Annotated in this window: 24 protein-coding genes and 2 pseudogenes; 11 read left to right on the forward strand and 15 right to left on the reverse strand. The window is 45.0% G+C overall.

What is annotated here, in order from left to right:
* Window positions 1–114: 114 nt before the first annotated feature.
* Window positions 115–1,263: an iron-containing alcohol dehydrogenase gene (locus tag ACJB0T_RS06690; protein WP_479294190.1), complete on the forward strand. Its 1,149-nt coding sequence runs from the start codon at window positions 115–117 to the stop codon at window positions 1,261–1,263.
* A gap of 192 nt (window positions 1,264–1,455) precedes the next feature.
* On the forward strand, window positions 1,456–1,764 hold the full coding sequence (locus ACJB0T_RS06695) for a DUF6482 family protein (protein ID WP_479294191.1): 309 nt from the start codon (window positions 1,456–1,458) through the stop codon (window positions 1,762–1,764).
* A 21-nt stretch (window positions 1,765–1,785) separates the two neighbouring features.
* Here the strand turns inward: ACJB0T_RS06695 and rarD are convergent, their stop codons facing one another.
* Entirely contained in the window at window positions 1,786–2,709 is a 924-nt protein-coding gene (gene rarD / locus ACJB0T_RS06700; protein WP_479294193.1) for an EamA family transporter RarD, read from the reverse strand.
* Window positions 2,710–3,116: 407 nt separating this feature from the next.
* On the opposite strand from rarD, the gene ACJB0T_RS06705 reads away from it, so the two are divergent.
* Window positions 3,117–4,175 (forward strand): BamA/TamA family outer membrane protein, encoded by a 1,059-nt coding sequence (locus ACJB0T_RS06705; RefSeq protein ID WP_479294195.1) that lies wholly within the window; start codon window positions 3,117–3,119, stop codon window positions 4,173–4,175.
* A 57-nt stretch (window positions 4,176–4,232) separates the two neighbouring features.
* Here ACJB0T_RS06705 and ACJB0T_RS06710 read toward each other — a convergent pair whose 3' ends face one another.
* The 3 genes from ACJB0T_RS06710 to ohrR all read right to left on the reverse strand — a co-directional run bounded on the left by ACJB0T_RS06710 (window position 4,233) and on the right by ohrR (window position 6,767).
* Window positions 4,233–5,150 (reverse strand): DMT family transporter, encoded by a 918-nt coding sequence (locus tag ACJB0T_RS06710; RefSeq protein WP_479294196.1) that lies wholly within the window; start codon window positions 5,148–5,150, stop codon window positions 4,233–4,235.
* Window positions 5,151–5,403: 253 nt separating this feature from the next.
* Complete coding sequence (locus ACJB0T_RS06715) at window positions 5,404–6,321, reverse strand: LysR family transcriptional regulator (RefSeq protein ID WP_479294198.1); 918 nt, start codon at window positions 6,319–6,321, stop codon at window positions 5,404–5,406.
* 5 nt (window positions 6,322–6,326) lie between these two features.
* Window positions 6,327–6,767 carry a transcriptional regulator OhrR gene (gene ohrR / locus ACJB0T_RS06720; RefSeq protein ID WP_479294199.1) on the reverse strand — a complete coding sequence of 147 codons (441 nt, stop codon included), beginning with the start codon at window positions 6,765–6,767 and terminating at the stop codon, window positions 6,327–6,329.
* Window positions 6,768–6,884: 117 nt separating this feature from the next.
* Here ohrR and ohr point away from each other — a divergent pair, with 117 nt between their 5' ends.
* The 3 genes from ohr (at window position 6,885) to recQ (ending at window position 10,927) form a co-directional block, all read left to right on the forward strand.
* Window positions 6,885–7,307 carry an organic hydroperoxide reductase Ohr gene (ohr, locus tag ACJB0T_RS06725; RefSeq protein ID WP_479294200.1) on the forward strand — a complete coding sequence of 141 codons (423 nt, stop codon included), beginning with the start codon at window positions 6,885–6,887 and terminating at the stop codon, window positions 7,305–7,307.
* Between the two features lie 288 nt (window positions 7,308–7,595).
* On the forward strand, window positions 7,596–8,396 hold the full coding sequence (gene nagB / locus ACJB0T_RS06730; RefSeq protein ID WP_479294201.1) for a glucosamine-6-phosphate deaminase: 801 nt from the start codon (window positions 7,596–7,598) through the stop codon (window positions 8,394–8,396).
* 380 nt (window positions 8,397–8,776) lie between these two features.
* The gene (gene recQ, locus ACJB0T_RS06735) at window positions 8,777–10,927 is read left to right on the forward strand and encodes a DNA helicase RecQ (protein ID WP_479294204.1); all 2,151 of its coding nucleotides are present in this window, start codon (window positions 8,777–8,779) and stop codon (window positions 10,925–10,927) included.
* A 408-nt stretch (window positions 10,928–11,335) separates the two neighbouring features.
* Here recQ and ACJB0T_RS06740 read toward each other — a convergent pair whose 3' ends face one another.
* From ACJB0T_RS06740 to ACJB0T_RS06770, 7 genes and pseudogenes are all read right to left on the reverse strand, one after another.
* Complete coding sequence (locus ACJB0T_RS06740; protein ID WP_479294585.1) at window positions 11,336–11,860, reverse strand: MerR family transcriptional regulator; 525 nt, start codon at window positions 11,858–11,860, stop codon at window positions 11,336–11,338.
* 11 nt (window positions 11,861–11,871) lie between these two features.
* Window positions 11,872–12,795 carry a DMT family transporter gene (locus ACJB0T_RS06745; RefSeq protein WP_479294205.1) on the reverse strand — a complete coding sequence of 308 codons (924 nt, stop codon included), beginning with the start codon at window positions 12,793–12,795 and terminating at the stop codon, window positions 11,872–11,874.
* A 414-nt stretch (window positions 12,796–13,209) separates the two neighbouring features.
* Window positions 13,210–13,653, reverse strand: a complete 444-nt coding sequence (locus ACJB0T_RS06750; RefSeq protein WP_479294207.1) for a BLUF domain-containing protein — start codon at window positions 13,651–13,653, stop codon at window positions 13,210–13,212.
* An 8-nt stretch (window positions 13,654–13,661) separates the two neighbouring features.
* Complete coding sequence (locus ACJB0T_RS06755; RefSeq protein WP_479294209.1) at window positions 13,662–15,047, reverse strand: putative bifunctional diguanylate cyclase/phosphodiesterase; 1,386 nt, start codon at window positions 15,045–15,047, stop codon at window positions 13,662–13,664.
* Between the two features lie 163 nt (window positions 15,048–15,210).
* Window positions 15,211–15,317: pseudogene (locus tag ACJB0T_RS06760) on the reverse strand (IS5/IS1182 family transposase); the annotation flags it as partial.
* Window positions 15,318–15,806: 489 nt separating this feature from the next.
* Window positions 15,807–17,993, reverse strand: a complete 2,187-nt coding sequence (locus ACJB0T_RS06765; protein ID WP_479294211.1) for a malate synthase G — start codon at window positions 17,991–17,993, stop codon at window positions 15,807–15,809.
* A gap of 127 nt (window positions 17,994–18,120) precedes the next feature.
* The gene (locus ACJB0T_RS06770) at window positions 18,121–19,074 is read right to left on the reverse strand and encodes a LysR family transcriptional regulator (protein ID WP_479294213.1); all 954 of its coding nucleotides are present in this window, start codon (window positions 19,072–19,074) and stop codon (window positions 18,121–18,123) included.
* Between the two features lie 133 nt (window positions 19,075–19,207).
* Between ACJB0T_RS06770 and ACJB0T_RS06775 the strand changes: the two genes are divergently transcribed.
* Window positions 19,208–20,806, forward strand: coding sequence for an isocitrate lyase (locus tag ACJB0T_RS06775; protein WP_479294215.1), 1,599 nt, complete (start codon window positions 19,208–19,210; stop codon window positions 20,804–20,806).
* Window positions 20,807–20,900: 94 nt separating this feature from the next.
* The gene (locus tag ACJB0T_RS06780) at window positions 20,901–21,470 is read left to right on the forward strand and encodes a hypothetical protein (protein WP_479294216.1); all 570 of its coding nucleotides are present in this window, start codon (window positions 20,901–20,903) and stop codon (window positions 21,468–21,470) included.
* A 42-nt stretch (window positions 21,471–21,512) separates the two neighbouring features.
* On the opposite strand, the gene ACJB0T_RS06785 is transcribed toward ACJB0T_RS06780, so the two are convergent.
* The 3 genes and pseudogenes from ACJB0T_RS06785 to ACJB0T_RS06795 form a co-directional block, all read right to left on the reverse strand.
* Window positions 21,513–22,232 (reverse strand): FadR/GntR family transcriptional regulator, encoded by a 720-nt coding sequence (locus tag ACJB0T_RS06785; protein ID WP_479294219.1) that lies wholly within the window; start codon window positions 22,230–22,232, stop codon window positions 21,513–21,515.
* Between the two features lie 434 nt (window positions 22,233–22,666).
* Window positions 22,667–22,771: pseudogene (locus ACJB0T_RS06790) on the reverse strand (VOC family protein); the annotation flags it as partial.
* 28 nt (window positions 22,772–22,799) lie between these two features.
* Window positions 22,800–23,246 carry a DUF2753 family protein gene (locus ACJB0T_RS06795; protein WP_479294221.1) on the reverse strand — a complete coding sequence of 149 codons (447 nt, stop codon included), beginning with the start codon at window positions 23,244–23,246 and terminating at the stop codon, window positions 22,800–22,802.
* Between the two features lie 175 nt (window positions 23,247–23,421).
* Between ACJB0T_RS06795 and ACJB0T_RS06800 the strand changes: the two genes are divergently transcribed.
* From ACJB0T_RS06800 to ACJB0T_RS06810, 3 genes are all read left to right on the forward strand, one after another.
* On the forward strand, window positions 23,422–23,679 hold the full coding sequence (locus tag ACJB0T_RS06800) for a type B 50S ribosomal protein L31 (RefSeq protein ID WP_479294223.1): 258 nt from the start codon (window positions 23,422–23,424) through the stop codon (window positions 23,677–23,679).
* Between the two features lie 11 nt (window positions 23,680–23,690).
* Window positions 23,691–23,834 (forward strand): type B 50S ribosomal protein L36, encoded by a 144-nt coding sequence (gene ykgO, locus ACJB0T_RS06805; protein ID WP_479294225.1) that lies wholly within the window; start codon window positions 23,691–23,693, stop codon window positions 23,832–23,834.
* Window positions 23,835–23,928: 94 nt separating this feature from the next.
* Complete coding sequence (locus tag ACJB0T_RS06810; protein ID WP_479294227.1) at window positions 23,929–24,081, forward strand: hypothetical protein; 153 nt, start codon at window positions 23,929–23,931, stop codon at window positions 24,079–24,081.
* Window positions 24,082–24,147: 66 nt separating this feature from the next.
* On the opposite strand, the gene ACJB0T_RS06815 is transcribed toward ACJB0T_RS06810, so the two are convergent.
* Complete coding sequence (locus ACJB0T_RS06815) at window positions 24,148–26,037, reverse strand: beta-N-acetylhexosaminidase (protein WP_479294228.1); 1,890 nt, start codon at window positions 26,035–26,037, stop codon at window positions 24,148–24,150.
* Window positions 26,038–26,107: the final 70 nt, after the last annotated feature.

Consider the following 26,107-nt stretch of genomic DNA (forward strand, 5'->3'; position numbering starts at 1 on the left):
CGTCTAATTCTTAAACGCTATATTGCCTATTGATTTGCATCATACTTCTCATTAAATGCTCATGTTAGCTTACCGCCATTATATTCATCATGACGAATAGCAAGGAGCATTCAAATGAGCAGTACTATTATCCTTCCATCGACCAACTTGTTAGGAAAAGAGTGTCTAGACAAAGCACTGGATATTATCCAGCAACAGGGATTCACAAAAGCACTTATTGTAACGGATGCTGTTTTGAATCAAATTGGCCTTGTCGCTCAAATTACAAAAAAACTCGACGATCGTCAGATCGCATCCGCTGTCTATGATGGAACCCAACCCAACCCTACTATTCAAAATGTCGAAGCTGGCCTCGAAGTCCTAACGGATGAAGGCTGTGATTTAATTTTATCGGTTGGTGGTGGCTCACCACACGACTGTGCGAAAGGCATAGCGCTTGTCGCAACCAATGGCGGCAAAATCACGGACTACGAAGGCATTAACAAAGCAACGCTTGCTCCATTTCCACTCATGTCTATCAACACTACGGCAGGTACAGCGTCTGAAATGACGATGTTCAGTGTGATCACTGATGAAGAAAGACAGATCAAGATGGCGATAGTGGATCAAAAAGTCACGCCATTGATTTCAGTGAACGATCCTAACCTAATGCTCGCGATGCCAAGCTCACTCACTGCAGCAACCGGTATGGATGCACTGACTCACGCGATCGAGGCTTATGTTTCAATTGCGGCAAACCCAATTACAGATACGGTGGCGATCAAAGCGATTGAGATGATCACTGCGCACCTACCAACCTGTGTTACTGACGGTGAAAACATCGAAGCTCGTGAGCAAATGGCGTACGCTCAGTTTATGGCGGGTATGGCATTCAACAATGCTCTGCTTGGCTATGTTCATGCAATGGCACACCAACTTGGTGCCACGTATCACCTGCCACACGGAGTTTGTAATGCCGTATTGCTGCCACACGTGCAACGTTTCAATGCGAGTGCCAACCCAGCGAAGTTTGCCGATATTGCCAAAGCGATGGGTAAAGACACGTCAGGTTTGAGTACAGAACAAGCAGCGCAACTTGCGATTGAAGCTATGGAAGAGCTATCAAGCAAAGTAGGCATTCCCACCACCCTAAAAGAACTGGGTGTAAAAGCGGAAGACATTGCCAAACTTGCCGAAAGTGCATTAGAAGACGTGTGCTGTATGACGAACCCTCGTCAAGCAAGCCAAGAGGAAATTGAAGCAATCTTTGAAGCTGCAATGTAATCTCTTCTCTCACTAATACCAAGTCAGGTAGCAGCAGCCTACCTGACTTTTACATTGTAAACTTACCAAACGACTCTCTGAAATCCGCATCTTTCTTGAACGATATTTAACCGTTTATCTAACCCCTACCGTACAAGTTTGTCATTGATTCCTTTTAAACAAACCCAATCGGGGCAATGATGGAGACGCGCGATGAATACCAAGATAAGTACATTGGAACACTACGCCCAATTTGACAAATTAGTCATTCACTCGTTGGAGATGTCACTTTACCAAGCTTCAGTGGTACTTGACGGCGAGGAGCATTACGTCACCCACGATAATGGATCGCTGCTTCGCGCGCACAACGTGGTGGACATGCGCCGCCTTTGTCAAAACCTCTCTGCTAAGGAAGTCGTTCTAAGGCAAGACAGCGCTTATGATGAAATGGTAGGCAGTCCGATTAAGCACGGTCAAAACACCCTAGAAGTACCTCTTGGGCGTCTCGACTCCGTTATGTAGAGATTAAGCTACTAAACCTTTTTACACAGCGCCGTGCGTTCTCGCTCGTTTCACACCATCCAGTGCGAGAACGGACAGTGCCATCATCACCAGTACGTAAGTTGGCATATCCGCAGTATCCACACGCTCGCCAAGCAGTAGTCCAACTGCAAACACCAAGACAGGCTCGACATAGCCTAGCAGGCCGAATAAGGACATAGGCAGAGACTGAGACGCATACAGAAATAGCAGCATAGGTACTGCGCCGGCAACCGCGAGACCAAGGTAGTACAACCAACTTATTGGAGGTATGGCTTGAATCGTCTCTACAGGTAATAGATAGAACATCGCAAAAAATGTAAGCGGCAACAAAAACACATTGTCGAGGGTAAAGCCAACGTCACTAGAAACATCTAATGTTTTGCGATGAACAAAGTAGATCGGGTACCCCAAAGCAATCAGCAGTACAATCCACGATAGACCTTCAGCCATGACATAGGCATAGCCGACGCCAATGGCCGCTAAGACACAAGCAAGCAGTTGTAGTCGTGACAACGAATCTCCATAAACAAATTTACCTACAACTACCAACACCAGAGGTAAGGTGAAATACCCTAGTGCGACAGACAGTGTCTCTCCGTACAAAGGCGCCCAAACAAATACCCAGTATTGGGGTGCAACGAGCAGCGCCGATACTAAATAGCGATGCCATAACCGTGTTAGCTTGAATGCTTGCCAAAACTGACGAATACGACCCGTTATGACAAGGATGACCATCATGAGTCCTGCACTCCAGGTGACTCGCTGTGCCGCTACCCAGTGCCCTTCACCACCACTCACCTTGAACGCACCAAGATCCGGTTGAAACTGCACATAAAGTGGCAACAAGCCAAAAAGGCAAGAGGCTAAAATTGAGGCAACAACCCCTTTTGAGGTCTGAGAAAGATCATGAAATCGGTACAGCATTGTTACCATCACCCCTAATACGAAATGTGCGCACATTATCGCAATTTTGTTCTCTGGAATACTGTTTTTTCATGTAAAACGTGAATGAACACAACTGAACTCATCATCGAAGATCACCACCCCAATCCATTTACCCTGCTTAGTTAGAGCAAAGAACCTAATAAGCAAATACAAACCATTCGATTTTTAATTAGATAAACACCTTAGAAGTCCTGTTTTGAGTACTTACATGTTCGAAAAATGACAAATATGAAGTTAATATACCGATATAATTGGAAAAATCGCAGGGAGCATTTTTACCGAACTACTATTGAATTGTTACATGTATGGAAAATAAGAATAGATCATCTTCTCTATTTCTCCTTGCTGGCGCTCTTTTGAGCAGCACCTGCCTGAAGGCAGGCGTGATGGATAACTTCATTGATCCAAAAGATGGACGACTGGATGGCAGTCAGTTTATTCTCGATAATGCTGTCGGTTTTCTACCCATGCCATTAACCGTTACCGACCCTGCCGTTGGCGTCGGAGGCGGTGCAGCACTACTCTTCTTTCACGAGTCAGAAGAGCGCAAACAAAGGCGCCTTGCTGGTGAAGAAGTAAAAGACATTCCAGCCAGCACATCCGGATTGATGGCTCTGGGTACCAATAACGGCAGCCAACTTTATGGTGGCTTCCACTATGGCAATTGGATGAACGATCGTATCCGATATTTAGGCGGATTATTTGGTGCCAAGTTCAACCTCAAATACTATCCAATGGCATCTTTAGGATCGGTTGATCTTAGCCTAGAAGGCATCTACTTCTTCCAAGAAATGGACGTTCGTATCGGTGATTCAGATTTCTTTATTGGCGGTGCATACAGCTATATGTCGTCGAAGCCAACATTGGATGGGATAAGCGATCCACTTTTAAACTCAAAAGATGGACGCCTCGGCTGGAGAGTTATGTATGACACACGTAACAACCAATTTTCACCCCAACAAGGCACCAAAGCGGGTCTAAAAGTCGATTACCACCGCAAAGCGTTTGGTGGACAATTCAATTATCAAAAATACAACGCCTATGCGCAGCATCATACTCGCCTATCTCAAAACTGGGGACTCGGCGTACGAGGTGATGTAAAGTCGATTTCAGATAATGTCGACTTCCCTGCATCCATCTACGCCAGACCTTATATCGAAATGCGGGGGATTGCCGCCATGCGTTATCAAGCGGACAATACCGCATTAGGTGAGATAGAGCTAAGCTACGATATTGACGAACGTTGGACAGTACTTGGTTTCGTGGGCGCAGCAACGGCCTTTAACCACGATGAAAGCATTGCCAAAAGTCAGATCCACTACACCCGTGGGGGAGGTTTCCGATACCTCATTGCTCGTCAATTAGGTTTGCGTGTGGGTGTGGATGTAGCGAAAGGCCCTGAAGAATGGACAACGTATATCCAGTTCGGTAGCGCTTGGAAATAGCCCAGCAATGACATGATGATGCCGCTGACAGTTGCGGCATCATCTTCCTACTCAGGGCTACTTTGTTGGTTTTTTCATCCAATATACCGACAAAGTCACCAAGCATAATCCAACAAAATGATACACAGTGAACGCCTCGGATAGCACCAGTACCGCCATAATAGCCGTAACACCAGGGCCAATGTTCGAGGTAATACTCAGCTCTGTCGCGGTTAAGCGTGCCATGCCCGCTGCAACAAAATAAGACGGCAACACAGTACAGAAAATCCCCAGTAAAACACCAAGCACGACAAGTTCAAATGACCAGTTGCTCATCGATACAGAAGAGAAAGCAAGTTGGATAAGAATGGTGACACCAGCACTGCCCATACCAATACTGGTAAATAGCTCGCTGCCCATCTTGCCAATGATACTTTTACTCAGCATCAGATAGATGGCAAAAATAAACGCGGATGCGATAGCCAAGCCGCTCCCCTTCCAAATCTCACTACCAAGCGATTGCACATCATGAAACAAGATGGCCGCTATTCCTAGATATCCCAGAGCAACCGCGTGTACGACATTACGCGTGGGTCGCTGACCAAGACACAGCCAACTCAGCAACACGACAAAACTTGGGAACAAGAAAATCAGTAACCTCTCTAGTTGAGCACTAATGTAGGCCAGTGCAGCAATGTCCAAAAAGCTCGCGACGTAGTAGCCGAGGATGCCAACGAATGCCGCTTGCCAACCATGGTGACGCACCAGTGAACGCTTTTGCCCATCCCGGCACAGCAAACACAACACGATGAGGTAAAAGGGTAAAGAACTCAGTGCACGAAGCGACATAATGGCCGTCGCATCGCCACCATATTGATAAGCTATTTTGATGAAAATCGGTTTAATTGAAAAAAGTGCGGTACCGACTAACGCGTATATTAATCCCTGAACTTGCTGCTTTTTGTCGTGATGAGCGATGTGTGTCCTTGAGTTCATTCTCGTTCCTTTTTAACTTTGGGCTACGAGAATGAAGGTGCGATTCTGGCTACAATCAACTCGTAGCCAGGCACAGGGGATCCTACCGAGCTACAGGCATAGTGAGTGTGAGCCAGAGGTAAGAAACTGTATGATGCATAAATAACCTTTTTGATGAAATTTCAGGCTACAAGAAGCTGACCTGATATGCAACTAACGACTTATTCGACACTCCAATCCTTTAGGTAGTTAAATCAGCTCGGTATTGATTCAACTAGACGCGTAAATCACGCAAATAACAACAAAGCCACTGAATAGCAGGATCGTTGATCGCCGCTCGATTCCAGACAACGCTGTAAGCCACCTTGCCATATTCAAACGGTAAAGATTTTACCGTCAATCCCTTCGCTTGGCTGGCGACGTCTGCCCACTGTTTTGAACAGGTAAACAGTAACTCCGACTGGTGGCACATGACTGCTGCTGCGCCAAAATCCGGCACAATCATTTTCACATCACGAAGACCATGCTGCTGTCTCAGCGTCTGTTCAAAGTAAGGGCGACTTAGCTCTGATTCCGCAATCCCAATATGTTGACTATTGAGGTAGTGGTCTATTGTCAGCTCAACCTCTGCCAATGGATGGTCCGGTGACATCAAACACACCAACTCATCTTCGAGCACCACTTCCCATACCAACTCCTTAGTATTGGTTGGCGGTTGGCTTACATCATGCGGCAAAACAATAAAATCGACTTGCCCACTGTGAAGCGCACCAAAACCGAATTTTGCTTTCGTCATGATGTTCAGCTTGGCCTTAGGTGTGAGCTCAGTCGTCAGTTTTGCCAAGGGTTTGGCGAACAACTCCAATGTACTTTCACGCATTGATAGGCTAAAACGGCCTTCAAATACATGCGGTTCAAAACGAGCTTGGTTAAGCAAGCCATTCATACTCGCCAACATTGAATGCACGAGCGGTGCGATCTCAACAGCGTAAAGCGTTGGAGTTAACGAAGTGCCATCTCTAAAAAACAGCTCATCATCAAGAATATCGCGTAACTGAGTAATAGTTTTACTTACACTAGAAGGGGTTACAGACAGTAGCTCTGCCGTTTTGGTCACGTTGCACGTATCTAGCATCACATGCAGCGCCAATAAATGTTTAAAACCGACTCGATTGAGTCCTTCAATATCCATCTCTGCTAATCCATCAAATTGTCTGTTAGGCGCTCGCAAGTCCGTTTGAGTACCATCGCCTCTTCTGGGTCGAGTTTGGCTTTACAAGCAATCGCTCCAGGAATCGACATGGCCTGCTTGCGAAGTTCAAGCCCCTGCTCTGTCACAAAGATCATTCTAGCTCGCTCATCTGACTCACTGCGCCTGCGCTCCACTAAGCCTTTTTGCTCTAAACGCTTGAGTAGCGGCGTTAACGTACCCGAATCGAGCTTCAATTCTGCCCCGATATCTTTGACATTCATAGGCGCTTGTTTCCAAAGTACCAACATCGTCATGTATTGCAGATAAGTGAGATCGACTTGCTCAAGAATTGGCCGATAAGCACGAGTCAGTGCATTGCTCGCACTGTACAGTGCGAAACAAACTTGCTTGTCTAAATCTAAGGCTTCAGGGCTATCTAACTTCATAATTGGCCATTCGAGTAAATTAGGTTGTGCACAATATACTTGCAATCATCCAACTTTAACAATATAGTTAGTGCGCAATCTAATTTCACACAATTAAATCAATAAAAGGATGAACCTATGTCAGCACTTTACTCTACTTCAGCAACTGCAATCGCCGGCCGCAATGGACAAGTATCAACAGATGATGGCTTGCTCGATCTTGCGCTTTCTTATCCAAAAGAGCTAGGTGGAACTGGCACTGCTACGAACCCAGAGCAACTCTTTGCGGCAGGTTACTCAGCATGTTTTTCTAATGCCATTCTTCATGTCGCTCAGCAGCAGAAGCTAGCCGTAAAACAAGCACCGACAAAAGCAACGGTCGCACTAAAGGCCAATGAACATGGTGGGTTTGTTCTTGATGTCGCTCTCAATGTGACTTTAGATATGGATGATACCGCAGCGCTAGAACTGGTTCGTGTCGCGCACCAAGTTTGCCCATATTCGAACGCACTGCGTGACAACGTCGACGTTGCGGTTACTGCTAACGGTCAAGCGATCTAGACAATGGTTTGGGCAGGCTCCCTGCCCAATTACCTAGCCTCCTCTAGTCTGTCCCTTCAAGTTTCTCTCTCTAAAAATCCCCAAAACCGCACTTTATTTTCTTCTGAAAATTTTTCTTGTTAAAAAAATACTCTCTGTTAACAAACCTTCAACACCAATGGCAAAAGGCGATCCCGATCAAGAAAAAAAAGAAAATTCACAGAAAAGTAATAGCCGTGTCGAAAAACTTTTTTTATAATGCGAATTAATGTTTCAGGACACATTAAATTCTTTTACTAGGGGATCAACATGAGACTTATTCCATTACAGAACGCAGAACAAGTAGGTAAATGGGCTGCTCGCCACATCGTTGAGCGTATCAACGCTTTCAAACCGACAGCAGAAAAACCATTTGTTTTGGGTCTGCCAACTGGTGGAACGCCTCTTTCAACGTACAAAACACTTATCGCTCTGCACAAAGCAGGCAAAGTAAGTTTCAAGCACGTTGTAACATTCAACATGGATGAGTACGTGGGCATCGCCCCAGATCACCCTGAATCTTACCGCTCTTTCATGTACAACAACTTCTTCAACCACATCGACATTCAAGAAGAAAATATCAATCTTCTTGATGGTCTAGCGCAAGATGTTGACGCAGAGTGTGCGGCTTACGAAGCGAAAATCCGTTCATACGGCAAAATCAACCTATTCATGGGTGGCATCGGTATCGACGGCCATATCGCATTTAACGAGCCAGGTTCATCGCTAAACTCTCGTACTCGTATCAAGACACTGACAGAAGACACACGCATTGCAAACTCTCGTTTCTTCGACAACGACATCAACCAAGTACCTAAATACGCACTAACTATCGGTGTTGCAACTCTACTAGACGCAGAAGAAGTGATGATCCTAACTATGGGTCACAACAAAGCTCAAGCTCTACAAATGGCTGTAGAAGGCTCTGTAAACCACATGTGGACAGTGACTGCACTACAAATGCACCCTAAAGCTATCATCGTTGCTGACGATGCTGCTCAACAAGAGCTAAAAGTGAAGACAGTTCGCTACTTCAACGAACTTGAAGTTGAGAACATCAAAGGTCTATAAGCTTTTATAAGCTTCAGATACACGGTAGCGGAACTTTTCTTCTGCCTTGTGTCTAACAAATTGTTACCTCTTTGCACGTTTAGCAAAAGGCAACGAAAGCGATGGAAACGCACAGTATTCCAAAGCTCCGTATAGGTCGGGCTTATATGCCAAGCTAAGCCCGACTTTCTCTCGCTACTTCCCCCATTCCTAATCACTCACCGCTCCTAGAAAAAGCCTTGTCATAACAAGACTAACCTCAAGTCGTACAACTCTCACGACATCGTTCCACAGCCACATTGAGTATGACTGCGCATTATCTCGATGAATGCTTGAAAACCCACTCTGCTCCTGACACACTCTCACGCTATCTTCCCACTTTGTGAAACCCCGAAGCTCCTATGATGCCAAATACTCCGACCGCGAATCCCATCACTCCCAATGAACTGCTGAAATCTCTGTTTGGTTACGATAATTTTCGTCATCAACAAGCAGATATTATCGACTCGTTGATGTCGGGGAATGATGTACTGACATTAATGCCAACCGGCGGCGGTAAATCTATTTGTTATCAAATACCGGCTATTCTGAGGCAGGGAGTTGGCGTAGTGGTGTCTCCACTTATCGCACTGATGCAAGATCAAGTCGACGCGCTACACCAAGTTGGCATTCGTGCTGCTTACCTCAACTCAACATTGAGCCCTTACGATCAGCAAGTCGTGGAGGAGCAAGTGCTCACCGGTGATATCCAAATCCTGTATGTCGCACCTGAACGACTATTAATGGAGAAGACGCTTCGTTTGCTGGAGCAATCAAGCCTATCACTATTTGCTATTGATGAAGCGCACTGTGTAAGCCAATGGGGTCACGACTTTCGCCCCGAGTATCAGCAGCTCAGCGTGCTCAAACAGCGTTTTCCTACCGTGCCAAGAATCGCGCTCACCGCAACCGCTGATCTAAAAACACGAGAGGAGATCATCGCTCAGTTAGCACTTGAGCAAGCCGATGTTTACATTCACAGCTTTGATCGCCCTAACATCACTTACTACGTCTCCGACCTTGGCAATGCCAAACAAGAGTTGTGGCGCTTTATCGATACACATCATCAAGATGATGCCGGTATTGTCTATTGCCTATCACGTAAAAAAGTAGAAGAGACAGCGCAGTGGCTGTGTGACATGGGCAAAACGGCATTACCTTACCATGCTGGCCTTTCTAGCGAGCAACGCGCCAATCACCAACGCCGCTTTTTAAGTGAAGACGGCATCATCGTCGTCGCAACCATCGCATTTGGGATGGGGATTGATAAACCCGATGTTCGTTTTGTGGCACATTTAAGCCTGCCAAAAAGCATTGAGGCTTACTATCAGGAAACTGGGCGTGCAGGGCGTGATGGTATGCCGGCGAATGCTTGGATGAGCTTTGGCATGCAAGACATGGTACTGCAACGACAAATGGTGCAAAACTCCGAAGGCGCGGAGCAATATAAGCGCGTATCCATTCAAAAGCTCAATCGACTGCTCGGCTATTGTGATTTAGCGACTTGCCGCCGCCAATCTCTACTTGCCTACTTTGGCGAAACGCTATCTAAGCCTTGTGGTAACTGTGATAACTGCCTCACCCCACCCGAAACTTGGGATGGCTTACAAGCGACTCAGAAGGCTCTTTCTACTGTGTATAGAACAGGTCAGCGGTTTGGTGTGAGCTACTTAGTCAATATTCTCTTGGGCAAAGCCGACAGTCGAATTACCCAAAACCAGCACGATACCCTTTCTACATTTGGTATTGGTGGCGACCTTTCTGCGAAAGAGTGGCAAGGAGTATTTCGTCAACTGCTCGCTATGAATCTTCTCGAGGTGCACGGTGAACACGGCAGCTTGCAGCTTACCGAGTTGTGCCGACCCTACCTGAAAGGCGAGCAACCCATCGAACTTCGCAAACTGCGAGTCTCGAAAAAATCGGCAAAAGGCACGAAGAAGAAAAGCTCTGGCACATTGTCTGCAGCCGATATGCCGCAATTTGAAAAGCTTCGCGAAGTTCGTGCAGAACTAGCTAAGCAGCAATCGGTGCCGTCTTACATGATTTGTCATGATGCGACACTGGAATCACTCGCTAGCGTACGCCCACAAACCCTTGATGAACTTTCGACTATCTCAGGTTTTGGTGAAGTTAAGATCGAGAAATACGGCGATGCCTTTATCACCGCTATTGAGCCTAAATCCGAAGCCGAAAAGCAGCTCTCGGATACCGAATTTGAGTCTCTGGGGCTTCTTAACAAAGGGTTGTCCGTTGAAGATATCGCCAATGAGCGTGGATTAAAGGCGACAACGATCATGTCTCATCTAGCTCAAGCCATAGAATTAAACGCCTGCGAGTTAAACAGCGTGGTCTCTTTAAGCGAAGAGGAGATCCAAGCAATTACACAGCAAGCAATAGCGCTTGATTCACTAGTACAGCAGGCCATCAAGCCGCTATTCGAGCATTTTGAACAGCAATACGATTACGGCACGCTAAAATGTGTACTTGCTAAAATGGCCGCAGAAAGTCAATAAAAATGGAATGTCAGATTGCATCATTGACGATGTGTTTACCCCTTTTGGCTAGTATTGCCATCGGGGTGATGAATATATGATCACAGCATTGCTACAGGAAAGTAGCTAAAGGGATATTTGAGATTGTAGAGCATGGGAGACTCAGCCTTCCCGAGTTTACGATTACTATCTTTGACGCCAAGACCGCTTGTCTTGGCGTTTTTTTATTTGGAATATGCTGCTAAAGAGCAAACATACCTAGTCACTGTGCGACCAGCTTTCGAACATGTCTATTCCCTTTCCGTAGTTCCATTCTTGATATGGAATCTAGTCAAAGCGCACTCAAAAACTCATATTTGGATATTTCCGTGTTAGCGAGAACTAATGTCGTGTTAGATGGAAGCTTCAATAACTAAAAATTATACTGAGCTACGACTTCCGAGAAACCATTCTTATTTGCTCAATTTCGTCATCATCAATATTTAGAGACTGCAAGAATTTAAGGTGGCCTAGTGGCTCCATCTTTTCAAACTGTTTGTGCCAGTTAAGCATATCTTGATCATCCATGCCTGACTCTCTAAGTATCTCAGTCCATCGTTCTTTCGTTAACTGCCCTTGATTTAATAACTCAGGTTCTTGCAGTAGAGCCATTATCGAGCTTTGCTGTTGGCGGAGCTTTTTGATCTCGATATCGAGAGCGGCAAACTGTTGGCGTAAAACCTCATCTCGATTCTTTCCTTGAGATTGTTGCATCAATTCTTTTATCTCACTGACAGAGATACCATAAGAGCGATACGCAAGAATTGCCTGAAACGTTTCAACCTCACTATTGCCATACAGTCGATAGCCACTTGAAGTGCGGCTTGCTGGAGCAATGAAGTCCTGTCTTTCGTAGTACAGGACAGTGGTGCGAGAGACGTCTAGTTGCTCACAAAACTGTTTAATACTTAGCACCATACATTCCTCTACTTCTTTTGACCATATTGAGACCACGCCATTGGGATTAATGCACTGGTAAGAATAACCGAAGCACCAATCATCGACCATGAATCTGGTATTTCAGAAAAAATTATCATACCGATGAGAATAGAGTAGATAATTTTCACAAACTCAACATTAGCGATGATGTTTGCTTGTGTCCATTTATAAGCAGAGATACCAACGTATTGAGCGATTGAAGAAATAATGCCAACCAAAAGAAGTAAAGCGAAGTCTTCTATTGTAGGTGTTCGCCATAGAAATAAGGTTGGCATCAAAGCAATAAAGCCGATTGCAAACGCTTGATATGCCATTAAAGTGATTTTTGGTTCACTTTGAGCCACTTTTCTTACACATATCACAGCCACAGCAGCACCTATCGAAGCAACCACGCCAGATAAGATATAAATGGCCTGGCTATCTTCAAAGGTAGGACGAACAACTGTTATCACCCCTATAAACCCAACTGCTATGGTGAAGATTCGAGAGCCTGTCATCTCTTCACTCAGAACAAGGCGAGCAATGATGGCTACAAAAAGCACCTGTAAGAACCCAAGAGCGGTTGCGTCTGCAAAAGCAATATTGCTTACGGTAATAAATCCAAAATACAACGCTGTAAATGCGCCCAATATTCTCAATATGTGGAGCGGTAGCTTCTTTGGGTTAAGTAATATCTGAATGTTATTCGTTATCGCAGGGATAAGCATCATCATAAAAATGAGCTGTCTAAAAAATAGGATCTGAAATGTATCGTAGTCTGCGCTCAACTTACGGACAAACACACCGACTATGGTAAATAGTGCGGTTGAAATTAGTGCTAACGTCACACCTTTAGATGTTGGGGGTAAAGCTTCAAATAGCCGTAAGATTCTAGGGTCTTGTACGGTACTTTTCACAAGAAACTGATACATCGAGTGAAGCCTCTTAGTCAAGTTTTGATCAAGAGGCGCATTCTAAGCTCGATACTTGTAGACAGGTCAACCTAGTCGAGATTTCAATATCAGTAAACAAATAGGTTTGTTAGCGACTAACTCGTTTCGGGGCGTGCGACGTGAAGTCGTATGAAGCGCTGTTCACCGCTTAATGTGTGAACCATCTGTATCAGCAATGCTCTGGATAAAAATGAGCTACAGGTTTCAATAAATTAGCAGTTAACGGATTAGCCGAGGTATTACAAATGCCTCTAGTGTAGTGGCCAAGTTCATTCAACCACTACACAATTACAAATGACGTCACAGTACAATAGACTACTGGCACCATATGAGGTGTACCAGAAAAAGCAAATGTGGCTTAGAAAGTCTCCAATAAAACTGGAACATTACAGTCTATGAGGTAGTGATAGATTGATGTTGATTAATCATTTTGTCTAGCACATTCACAAGATCTTCGCCGGTTTTTTTCATTTCGATTTGATCTTTAGATTCAAGAACACCATCAATATCAAATCGCATTTTATCTTCTATTCCAGCAAATGCCATAGACCAATTGGAAAAGCTTCTACTAACACATGGTTCAAATTGTAGCACCGTGATTTTATTGTGACGAGGATCCAATTGTATGTTTTCAAATAAATCTGCCAAAGCATCTTCAGGGCCTTCAATCACTTGGCAGAAATAGCCGCCAGAATAAAGTAGGGCGCCAGTAACTTCAATGCTTGGGTTATTAGATTGTGCTACGTTTAATATTTTTTCCACCTCGATTTTTACTGCTTCGTTATCCCCTTGAATGTTACTTTTGCTGATGTAGGCTAAATAATATAAGTTATCCATAAAATCTCCTATAGTGAAAAATTGTTTATATTTTCAAAATCTAAGGGTTTAGAGAAAATAAATCCTTGAATTAGTTCCGCTCCCATTTCCTTTACTAAGCTAAGCTGTTCTTCCGTTTCAACACCTTCAACTATCGACGTCAAAGATAAAACATCGCTGATAGCCAAAATGGATCTACATAAATTCGTCGCGCGAGTCGAGCGGATACTGTCAGACCTACATAAATCTTTAATAAATGAACGATCAATTTTTACATAATTAAGTGGTAGAGAATTAACTTGTGACAAAGAGGAGTATCCAGTACCAAAGTCATCTAATGATATTGAACAACCAAGAGCCCTGATTTTATGTAAATATTTATGCATATCATCACTTATTAACGACGACTCTGTAATTTCAAAGCTTATTCGCTCGGGATCTATTTGTGTTTCTTTTAATGCTGTTTCAATTGACTTGATCAGTAGTTCACCCTCAATAAATTGAGTCGGACTGATGTTTATGCTCACTGTAGGTATATGCCCTGATTCAGTAATTGGAAAATTAACGGCATCAGTACAAGCTTTTCGAATAATCCAATCTCCAAGTATATCCATAACCGATATTTTCTCGGCTAAAGGAATAAAATCTGCTGGTGAAACCAACCCTCTTGTGGGATGGTACCAACGGATTAGAGCCTCATATCCATGAATATAACCTTGAGTTATATTGACAATAGGCTGGTAATGTAAACAAAATTCGTTATTAGAAATGGCATGATGCAGTTCAGCAGCATTAGTGGCTAAGGACACACGAAGATCATTTTCTATTTGATGTGATGCCTTCGCCTCTTCCACCATTGATGAATCAAAATACACTACTTTTATTAAATCATTACCTGCACGGTGTAATGCAATTTCGGCGGCACGAATCAGTTCTTCTCCATTTTTAATGAAGGAACATTGATGAACCACACCAACACGGAGACTTAAAACTGTAATGTGACCGCCTTTTAAAACTAACGGACGTTGAGCAAAGTCAAGTAGCTTTTCAACCTGCTCTGTTGGAACATCAAGATTATAAAAAAACACTATAAAATGGTCGCCATGCATTCTTGCTATTGCGAGAGCTTGAGGGAATATTTTACGAAGGCGTTTACTAACTAATCTCAGGACATCATCACCACTCAAACCACCAATGCAATCGACAATACCGCCAAAACGCGATAATTCAAAAGAAATTGCGGTAATATTCTTACTATTGAGCTGTTTGTAGAGACTTTCCAGTAATTTATAGGCACTGAGCCTAGTTAAAAATCCCGTTAATTTATCTGTCTCTATTCCATCAGTAAAAGAAAGTAATTCGTTTATAACTATACCTATGTTGTATGAAAAAAGTGAATATTTTAAAGATAGCATACAAAATCAGAAGAGTACGGTTAACTCACAATTATGTGACTCAGCCTTAAAGTGACAGGTTTAAATCCATTTACATTCACCTAAGCTGGCTCGCTTTCCATTTCAATGCGGCTTGGTGACGTAATACAGACAAAAAACCAAACTGCCCAAGATTGAGCAATTCTTAAACAACATACTGAGCTTCAGGAATACCAAGCCCTTAAGCTTGTTCATCGCTTTAATCATAGCGTAGGTTTCGCCAACCTGATCATTGTAGTTTCTCAGGCTTAGATCGCTCTGGGATGCGAAAACGAAAAGTCCAGATGCCATTAGAATTGGGACGAAGATATCGCATGTTGTGTACCTACTTTGTGTACCAACGTGATTTCGCGAGATTGATCGAGAGAATTTATACAGTTAACCTTTTGAAATTTCGTTATTAAAATTCATGTGGTTGCAAGCAGCTTAGCGACGAAAGAAAGTTACACCAAACAATTCTTCGACCTACGCACCTCGGTAGTTAACGCAATGACAAAGTCGCTTGGTAATTAAGGTACGACAGAATCACTTGGTGATCACATTTTGAGTAGCTTTATCTAAACTCGTTTCGGGGCAAAAGCAAGTTTGACTCCGAGTCTATCGCTTGCGGTAATTAGATTCCTGCCTGCGCCGGAATGGCGGCAATATCAGCTTTGAGGTAAAACTTCGTTGGTCACTTCAAAGCAAAAAAAACCGCGCTCGAAAGCGCGGTGTTACCTTGGGCTTGGTAATGACAGTGTTTTATCGTTGTTGTGATTTTAATTTGAGTCGCATTGCGTGCAATACGGGCTCGGTATAGCCATTGGGCTGTGCGCAGCCTTCGAACACCAACTGACATGCTGCAGAGTACGCAATGCTGCTGTCAAAATTGGGGGCCATATTGTTGTAATTTGGGTCATCGGCATTTTGTTGGTCAACGACTTGTGCCATACGCTGCATGGTTTTCATCACTTGAGATTCAGTGCAAATGCCATGACGTAACCAGTTGGCAATGTGCTGACTTGAGATGCGTAGTGTGGCGCGATCTTCCATTAAACCGACATCATTGATATCTGGTACTTTGGAACAGCCAACACCTTGGTCAATCCAGCGCACTACGTAGCCAAGAATACCTTGTGCGTTGTTGTCTAACTCGCTTTGAATTTGTTCTGCTGTCAGCTTTTGTGAGCCTAATAGTGGAATTGTTAAGATGTCATCCACACTCGCAATCACACGCTCACGAAGCTCTTTTTGACGGCTTGGTACGCTCACTTGGTGGTAGTGAAGCGCATGTAATGTCGCTGCGGTCGGTGACGGTACCCATGCCGTGTTGGCACCTGATTGTGGGTGACCAATCTTAGCATCCATCATTTTTGCCATGTTATCTGGCTCCGGCCACATACCTTTACCAATTTGTGCCTTACCTTGTAGACCGCACGCCAAACCGAGATCCACGTTTTGATCTTCGTAAGCGCCAATCCAAGTCATGGTTTTTAGTTGCCCTTTCGGGGCAATTGCGCCCGCTTCCATACTGGTGTGAATTTCATCACCCGTTCTATCTAAGAAGCCTGTATTGATGAATACGACACGCTCTTTCGCAGCATGAATGCACGCTTTGAGGTTAACCGAGGTTCGACGCTCCTCATCCATAATGCCAACTTTGATGGTGTTTCGTTCAAGACCCAATGCGTCTTCCACTCGCGTGAAGAGTTCGTTAGTAAACGCCACTTCTTCAGGGCCGTGCATCTTAGGTTTAACAATATTGATGCTGCCTGATGTCGAGTTTTGATACTGGCTATTGCCTTTGAGATCATGGATAGCTATCAGCGAAGTGATCATCGCATCCATAATACCTTCAGGCACTTCACGACCTGCACTATCAAGGATCGCAGGGTTCGTCATTAGGTGGCCAACGTTGCGAATAAACAGCATACTGCGGCCTTTGAGGTGGATCTCGCCGCCGGTCACGCTGGTGTATTGACGATCTGGATTTAAGCTTCTGACAATCGTTTTACCATTCTTTTCTAGGCTCTCTTGCAGATCGCCTTTCATCAGACCTAACCAGTTACGATAAGCCAGCGCTTTGTCCTCGCCGTCTACCGCCGCTACCGAATCTTCACAATCCATAATGGTAGTTAGCGCCGCTTCAACAACCACATCTTTGATGCCCGCTGCATCGACACGGCCAATCGGTGTGTTCGGGTCGATTTGAATTTCGATATGAAGGTTATTGTGTTTAAGAAGAATACATGACGGTGAACTCGCCTCTCCCTGATAGCCGATAAACTGCGTGCTATCCATCAAGGTCACTTCCTCACCATTGGTAAGGGTAGCAGTAAGTGTGTTACCTACACTAACATTGCTGATGCTGTATTGGGTGACTTCACGATGTGATACGCCGTTTAAAGGCGCTGCTGAGTCAAGAAACTCACGAGCATAGGCAACCACTTTTTCACCACGCACTGGGTTAAAGCTACCACCACGTTCCGCGCCATCCTCTTCGCCGATCACATCCGTGCCGTAAAGCGCATCATACAAGCTCCCCCAACGCGCATTCGCTGCGTTAAGTGCAAAACGGGCATTCATAATAGGTACCACCAGCTGTGGTCCTGCTTGAGTCGCAATTTCTGGTTCTACGTTTTCTGTGGAGATTTCAAAATCATCAACTTCAGGAACCAAGTAACCAATTTGCTGAAGAAAGGTTTTGTATTCGACTGGATCAATCGCTCGACCTGCGCGCTCTTGATGCCAAACATCGATTTGATGTTGCAGATCGTCACGCTTGACGAGCAGTGCGCGATTTTTAGGCGCTAGGTCAAATAAAATCGACTCGAACGATTGCCAAAATGCGTCGGCTTCAATACCAGTGCCGGGAATGATTTGCTCATTAACCAAATTGTAGAGGGTGCTATCAATGTTCAAGCTTCCCTGTTGAATACGATTGCTCATAAAATTTATCTCGAATTAGTCGATGACCACTGCTTAAAAATCTACGTAACTGAGGAGAATTTGACTAATTTATGCCACTTATAGTTAACATTCACAGAAAAAATACCACTATTATTGACCTTCTCAGCTACTCCGTTACGCCACTTTCTAGCTCATTAGCGACGCTTTTTATTAGGCGGCGCATCCATTGGTGATCAGGATTACTTTGCAACAGTGGACTCCATGCCATCTTGACTTCAAACGGCTCTATCGCAAATGGCGCAGGTTTGATAAGCAGTTTAGGATTGTTGCGCTGCGATTGGGCAGCCATGCTCGGAATCGTCAAAATCAGATTCTTCTGCTGAGCAAAAAGGATGGCGGATAGGTAGTGACGGGTGAATACGGTAATGTTTCGGGTTTTGCCTATCTTCACTAACGCCTCATCAATCCAGCCCAGTTTCTGCGCTTGACTCGGATTGACGCCGTGTCCGGTTCCCATGCCGGTTTTACTTACCCAGATATGCTGTGCCTTTAGATAAGAGAACAAATCAAAGTTATCGGCGATCGGGTTCTCGCTACTGAATAGACAAGAAAAGCCATCGTGCCACAGACTCATTTGGTGGAAGGACTGTGGAATATCATCAAAGCGGTTGATGACAATATCGACCGTGCCCTGCTCTACATCCTGATAGCTCACATCACTTGGGGTCATGATGTCCAAACGTATCTTAGGGGCAATTTCGCTGAGCTTTTCCAATAACGGTTGAATAATAGTGGACTCGGCGTAATCACTCGCCATGATACGAAACACCCGCTCGCTATCCTCAGCATTGAACTCAGTCGTGGTTTGCACCGTCTTTTCTACATTAGCAAGAATATTTCGAATCTGCGGCTGAAGTTTTTGAGCACGCTCGGTTGGGATCATCCCTTCACTGGTTCGCACCAAAAGCGGATCCTCAAACAGATCGCGCAGGCGACGCAATCCATTACTCATCGCAGGCTGAGTGATGCCCAACTGATTCGCCGCGCGGGTCACGTTTCGTTCTCGCAGCAGCATGTCTAAATACACAAGCAAATTAAGGTCAATACGAGCAATATTCATAACAAAAATACCGAGTATAACAACTATAAATTAACAAAATTATCACACAAGCAGCTAGGATTTGTCCATAACAACAAGTTAATACTACAGGCCACTGGCCACCCTATATCCAACGTGAAACTAAGGAATAGTTATGTCGCAAATTAATCAAGATATCGAAATGATCCAAGTTGCAAAACGCGCTGCAGGTACGCCATGGGATGCAATCGATGCTGAGTCTGCAGCTCGCATGCGTGCTCAAAACAAATTCAAAACTGGCCTAGATATCGCGCAATACACGGCGGATATTATGCGTGCAGACATGGAAGCGTACGACGCAGACAAGTCTCAGTACACTCAGTCTTTAGGTTGCTGGCACGGTTTCATTGGCCAACAAAAAATGATTTCTATTAAGAAGCATTTTGGTGGCAAGACTGATAAACGCTACCTATACCTATCAGGTTGGATGGTTGCAGCACTTCGCTCTGACTTCGGTCCACTTCCAGACCAGTCAATGCACGAGAAGACTTCTGTTCCGGCACTTATCGAAGAGCTATACACTTTCCTTCGTCAAGCGGATGCACGCGAACTAGGCGGTCTATTCCGTGAGCTAGACGCAGCACGTGAAGCGGGCGACGTAGCACTTCAAGACCAAATTCAAGACAAGATCGACAACCACCAAACTCACGTTGTGCCAATCGTTGCGGATATCGATGCAGGTTTTGGTAACGCAGAAGCAACTTACCTACTGGCTAAGAAGATGATTGAAGCGGGTGCTTGTTGTCTACAGATTGAAAACCAAGTAGCCGATGAGAAGCAGTGTGGTCACCAAGACGGTAAAGTAACCGTACCTCACGCTGACTTCCACGCGAAGCTACGCGCGCTACGTTATGCATTCCTAGAGCTTGGCATCGACAACGGCATCATCGTTGCACGTACTGACTCACAAGGCGCAGGCCTAACCAAAGAGATTGCGGTAGTGAAAGAGCCGGGTGACCAAGGCGACATCTACAACTCTTACCTCGACGTTGAAGAAATCGATGTTGCAGACATGAAGCAAGGCGACGTTTGCTTTAACCGCGATGGCAAGCTAGTGCGTCCTAAGCGTCTACCTTCTGGCCTATATCAGTTCCGCTCAGGTACGGGTGAAGACCGCTGTGTATTTGACTGTATCGAAGCTATCAACGCAGGTGCTGACCTACTTTGGATTGAAACTGAGAAACCACACATCGGTCAAATCAAAGAGATGATGGACGGCGTACGTGCAGTACACCCTAACGCGAAGCTAGTTTACAACAACTCGCCTTCATTCAACTGGACGCTAAACTTCCGCCAACAAGCGTACGACGTAATGGTAGAAGCAGGTGAAGACGTATCAGCATACGACCGCGCAAACCTAATGAGCGCGGAATATGACGAAACCGAGCTATCGAAACGCGCTGACGACAAAATCCGCACGTTCCAAGCAGACGCATCACGTGAAGCAGGTATCTTCCACCACCTAATCACACTACCAACGTACCACACCGCTGCGCTATCAACAGATAACCTAGCGAAAGAGTACTTCGGTGATGAAGGCATGCTTGGCTACGTTAAGAACGTTCAGCGCCAAGAAATCCGTCAAGGTATTGCATGTGTTAAACACCAAAACATGTCTGGTTCAGATATTGGTGATGACCATAAAGAGTACTTTGCGGGTGAGAACGCGCTGAAAGCGGCTGGTGAGTTGAATACTTCGAATCAGTTTGACTAAAGAGCTTTACCTCTTCTAGCCTCCCTTGTAAGGGGAGCTAGAAGGGGTGCTTTTCGCTCTCCCCACCCTGCTCCAAAAACACAAGAGGCCGCCCATGACCCCACTACACCTAAAAGACGCTCAAACCCTACTAACACAAAACGGCTTCACCACCAGCAACACCTGGTACCACGGAACCTCTTCAGCACTCGTCGCCTCTATCCAAGCAAATGGCTTAAAACGCTCAGGCGACCAAGCTCTCAATGACGTCGCTAAAGCCACCATGGCAACCATAGGAAACCACTTCCAAGACGTCACAGAGCCTGTATTTCTCACCCAAAGCAAAGAGCTCGCATACTACTGGGCGCAGCAAACAGTTCGTGAACGTGGCGTAAGATTCGGAGGAAGTGAAGAGCCAGTTGTAGTGCAGGTTAACCTCAATGCAGACCAGCAAAGTCGAGTAAAACCTGACGTAGGTGCAATGAGTCTATTAATGATGCGTGATGGCGAGGCATTCATGGCGCACATCGCTAAGCTCTATCAAGACAACCATCTCGCGGTTCCTGAGATTGACCTTCGCAATGCCGACCGCATGGATTTCTTGAATATTCTGGGTATGGCTTACATCGATGACGACATTAGCCGAAGATGCATCGAAGAACTGCTAGAGCCCATCACGGAGTGAACTAAAAAAGCAGCTAAAAGGCTGCCTTTTCACTGTTTGATTCTAGTTTTCCACAAGAAGAGGGGGATTTTCTTCACTAAGATGGTCTACTGAAGCGTCTCTCGCTTTATTTGAATCACCAGCCATAATTGCCTCATAGATGCGGCGGTGCTCATTAATACATGTAGAGCCGCCATCGGAAGAGAATCGAATAAAGTTAACGAACATGGTAGTTAAGATATTGCCAAACGGCAGAAAGAAGTCATTGCCCGTCGCATTAAAAATAAGAGAATGAAAACGAGTATCTACATCAAGCCATTTTGTTCGATCAAAAGGTTGTTCCTTTGAAACTTCTACCATCTCCTGGAAAGTCGCAGAAAGCTCAATCCGCTGCTCTGCTGTTGCAAACCTAGCCGCTAACGCACAAGCTTCCGGCTCTACGGCTCGTCGCAAGCCAAGAAACTGGCCACAGAATTGCTCAACATCGTTTAAGCCGTCCATCCACTCAATGAGCTGCGGGTCGAGAAAATTCCAATACGCTCGATCAACGACTCGAGTACCAATCTTTGGACGTGACTCCAGTAGCCCCTTTGAGGTTAACAGTTTCACCGCTTCGCGAAGAGCGGTACGGCTGATACCGAACTGTTCACACAAAGCCATTTCACCCGGGATGATGGAGCCCTCAGCCAATTCACCAGAGAGGATGCCTCTGGCGATGTCTCTCGCTACCTGTACATGGATACTGCGCTTGGAGCTCGTGATTACATTGAACTTACCTGACATAATGCTACCGATTTTGAATTAAATATGTATTATTTTAGTAGATATCGTATCATTAATAGAGGCCGAGTAAATGTGACCCCCTGCATCTATTGATGATAAGCCCTTAGCTCTGTACAGCATTTGCCGCTCAAATCATTCACTCCCTCTCACTCACAATAATCAATCTAACTTTGTATTTTGTGACACTTCAACCTATCTCACCAACCAAACAAAATAATATTGTATTATTTAATATCTGTTAACTAGTACACAGGGATCGTTGACCACCTTGGTAGAGACATCACTAACAGCGGCACACCGTTGTTACTGTAGGCATTGAGGTAATGATGAGAGTTTGGATTTTAGAAACGCTTGTATGAGCTGCTGTAACGGTCAGTGTGTGTTGCTAGCTGGGGGGTTAACACCGTCAATATTTTATCTGCGCTTGGTATCTCTATCGCTGATTCACGCTCTTCGATGACTTTTGTTTTGTTCATAACGATTTTTAGACCAAGCGCTTAAGTATAAAACTCTACCGCTTTGTCCATGTCACCAACCATATCTTCGGTAAATCACTAAACGTACTTTTTAATGAATTTGAAACTTAACGATCAACTCGCAATCGTTGACCGACTGAATCTGCTGTACATGTTTCGCCACTTTCGGGTTTGGATGACGCTTCAAGAACTCAACTAGTGCTGATTTACAACAGCCTAAGGATGAGACAAAACGGCTACAGCTCGTTCGAGGACACTGTGGCAACAGCGTCATCACTTCTTCAGAAGCGAGCTGTAAATACTTTAATTCATAATCACTGTCACCTTGAGCACGCCAAAAGTCGGCTAAGTTATGACAAGACATCACCTTGATGGCCAATAGATCTTCGAGTTCCTCCATGTCTCCCTCAGTATTGATCTCCATATACTGAGATTCTGCCAATGCGACTTGATAATGCGCGACTGCTGACATTAACTCTCCGCGCTTAACTGCCTCATCAGCCAATAAAGTGTGTCTCTCCCATTTCACAGTGTCCATAACACCTACTCCATATCTGCCTACAGACATCAGATGATATTGATTATCATTTATATTTCAACCACATTATTCTTAGGGTTGCCTGCTGATCAACATTATTCAAAAAACACTGGACCTCTCAATCGAGAACAATTATCATTTTCAATACGTTATAATATAACAACAAGGACTTGTAATGAAGCCAAATATCCACCCTGATTACAGAAAAGTCGTTTTCCATGACACCACTGTAGACGAATATTTTATCGTGGGCTCCACGCTACAAACTGACCGCACAATTGAGTGGAAGGATGGAAAGACCTACCCATATATGACCATTGAGGTTTCATCTGAGTCTCACCCGTTCTACACCGGTAAACAACGCGTCATTAGCAAAGAAGGTCGTGTAGCTAACTTCAACCGTCGCTTTGGCGGCATTAAAACTCAGTCATAAAGGCGGATGCTATGAAAGTTCTTAGCTCACTAAAAAGTGCCAAAAAGCGTCATCCTGACTGCCAAATCGTCAAACGTCGTGGTCGTATCTACGTTATTTGCAAATCGAATCCTAGATTCAAAGCCGTTCAGGGCAAGGCAAGAAATAAGCGATAAATTGTGACAATTGTAAATAATTTGTTAACTCAAGCTTGAGTGCTGCATCAGTATGGTGTTAGGCTCTTCTTGAAAGCTCATGCAAGGAGGCATTATGGATGATTTGCAATTTTACCTAGTTAATGATTACTGCCCACGTTGTAACTCAGTGACGCAACACGACGCGTTCGAAGTAGATAATAAGCAGCACAAGGATGAAGCTCAAGTCGAGCAAGTGTGTGAGAAGTGCCAAGGTCTCGAGCTATAGTCGACACTTTGATTCAAGTAAAACCGCCCTTTCTAGGGCGGTTTTACTATAGCTTCTACTTCGATATTAAGATGACATTCGCCTGTAATTAATCTTGCGCTTATCAAGGTACTCCAACTGACCAACAACCCTTGGTAAAAAGCTCTGCCAAGATTTGTTTTCCGTCGCCGTCCATGCCACCTCAGCGACAGCAAACAGCCTTGGATATAATAAAAACTCAAGCGTTGCCCTGTCTTTAACAAACTCCGTCCAAACCAGAGCTTGAGTTCCAATCACTTGTTCGCTGTTTTCAATGCTACCCGGCTCAAAGTCATAAGCAGTCTTTAGATCAATTGCCCCAGCCCAAAGTACACCCGTTTCATTGATGTCCTTATTCCAAGCCATATCCAAGTATGTCGCTTGAGCCGGACACATAATCACCGGATAACCGGCTTCCGCAGCTTTTTGTCCTTCAGCGCCATTCGACCATGCGCAGACTGTAGCCTTGTTTGTTATCTTGTTGCCATGACTGGCTTCCTCCCACACGGCAATCGTTCGACCTTTTTGAGCGAGATATTGCTCTAAGTGGGAAATCAAATACCCCTCAAGCAAACGCACATCATCGAGCCCCATCGCCTCGGCTTTGGCAATACACGCAGGAGATTTCTCCCAGACATGTTTAGGTACCTCATCGCCCCCTAGGTGAATCACCTTAGATGGAAATAACTCACACACTTCATCGAGTATGGTTTCGAGTACTTGATAAGTACCGGGCAACCCTGGATTGAGCACATTATCTTGGTATTGCTGAATGGAAACATACTCAGACTTGTCGTCAGCTTCGCGCAGCAAATGCGGTAACGCCATAATCAGGGCACGAGCATGACCTGGAATATCAATTTCTGGAATCACCGCGATCTCTCGCGCTTTGGCGTACTCAACCACCTCTTTTATCTGCTGCTTTGTAAAAAAGCCGCCGTATCGCTTTGGTCCGGAGCCAAATTGAGATGGCTGTAGCTCTCCCTCGCCGCGCCAAGCACCCAGATCCGTAAGTTCAGGGAAAGCGTCGATTTCTATGCGCCATGCTTCGTCATCGGTGAGATGCCAATGGAACGTATTGAGCTTAAGCCACGCCATTTGGTCTATGACTGATTTCACAGTATCGATGCCATGAAATGAGCGTGCACAATCTAAAAACTGCCCACGGTGATGGTATTGAGGCGCGTCGATAATGGTAGCCGAGGCGACGACACCTTGACCTGTAACCAACAGCTGCGCCAACGTTACCACGCCATAAAAGAACCCTGCCGATGTCGCCGCTTTGATCTGTATAGACTCACCGCCAATCGTCAACTCATAGCCTTCAGGTTTGATGTGCTCTGCACTTACCTTCAATAGCGACAGCGTCGCATCACCTTCTGCTTTGGCAAAGGTCACCTCAGGAAACTGATTTGAAAACCAATCAATGGCGTTACGAGTTTCTGGCCACTCAGCGTTGAAAGTTACTTGATTGGCTAGTCGAAATTCACCCTCGGCAGGCTCAATAGACTGCGGCTGAGGAATAACACCTGAGCTCGCTGCGGGAAGCGTCAACACTCGAAGATCTAAGTCTTCAGGTTGACTCATCTTATGTGTCCCCATTTCAACATCGACTATCGCTTCTCCAAGTCGTAAATAGGGATGATTTGGGCGCTCAGAAAGATTAAACAAACCACACGTTTGACTTTCAATGGTGGTCTGCCAACGCTCACCTTTTCCTATCGTAGTATTTGCCGGAGGTGCCATCTCAATGTGTGACCCAACTTGCGAGGTGACATGTCCATTGACTACGGTTTGTTTATCGATATAGCGAGGCATATCAAAGCACAGCACAAAATCTTTAAGTTCCGTGTCAGTGCTATTTTCTAGGACAATATTGAGCTTGAGCGAGCCATCTGCACTGTTAAGCACATCAAAGTGTAATTTAGGTTTACTCACGACAAATCCTTCTTACTTTATACGCAAACGAGCGTTGATTGCGGGGAGTGTAACCACCTAGCATATCAAT

The organism is Vibrio sp. CB1-5, from assembly GCF_059412285.1.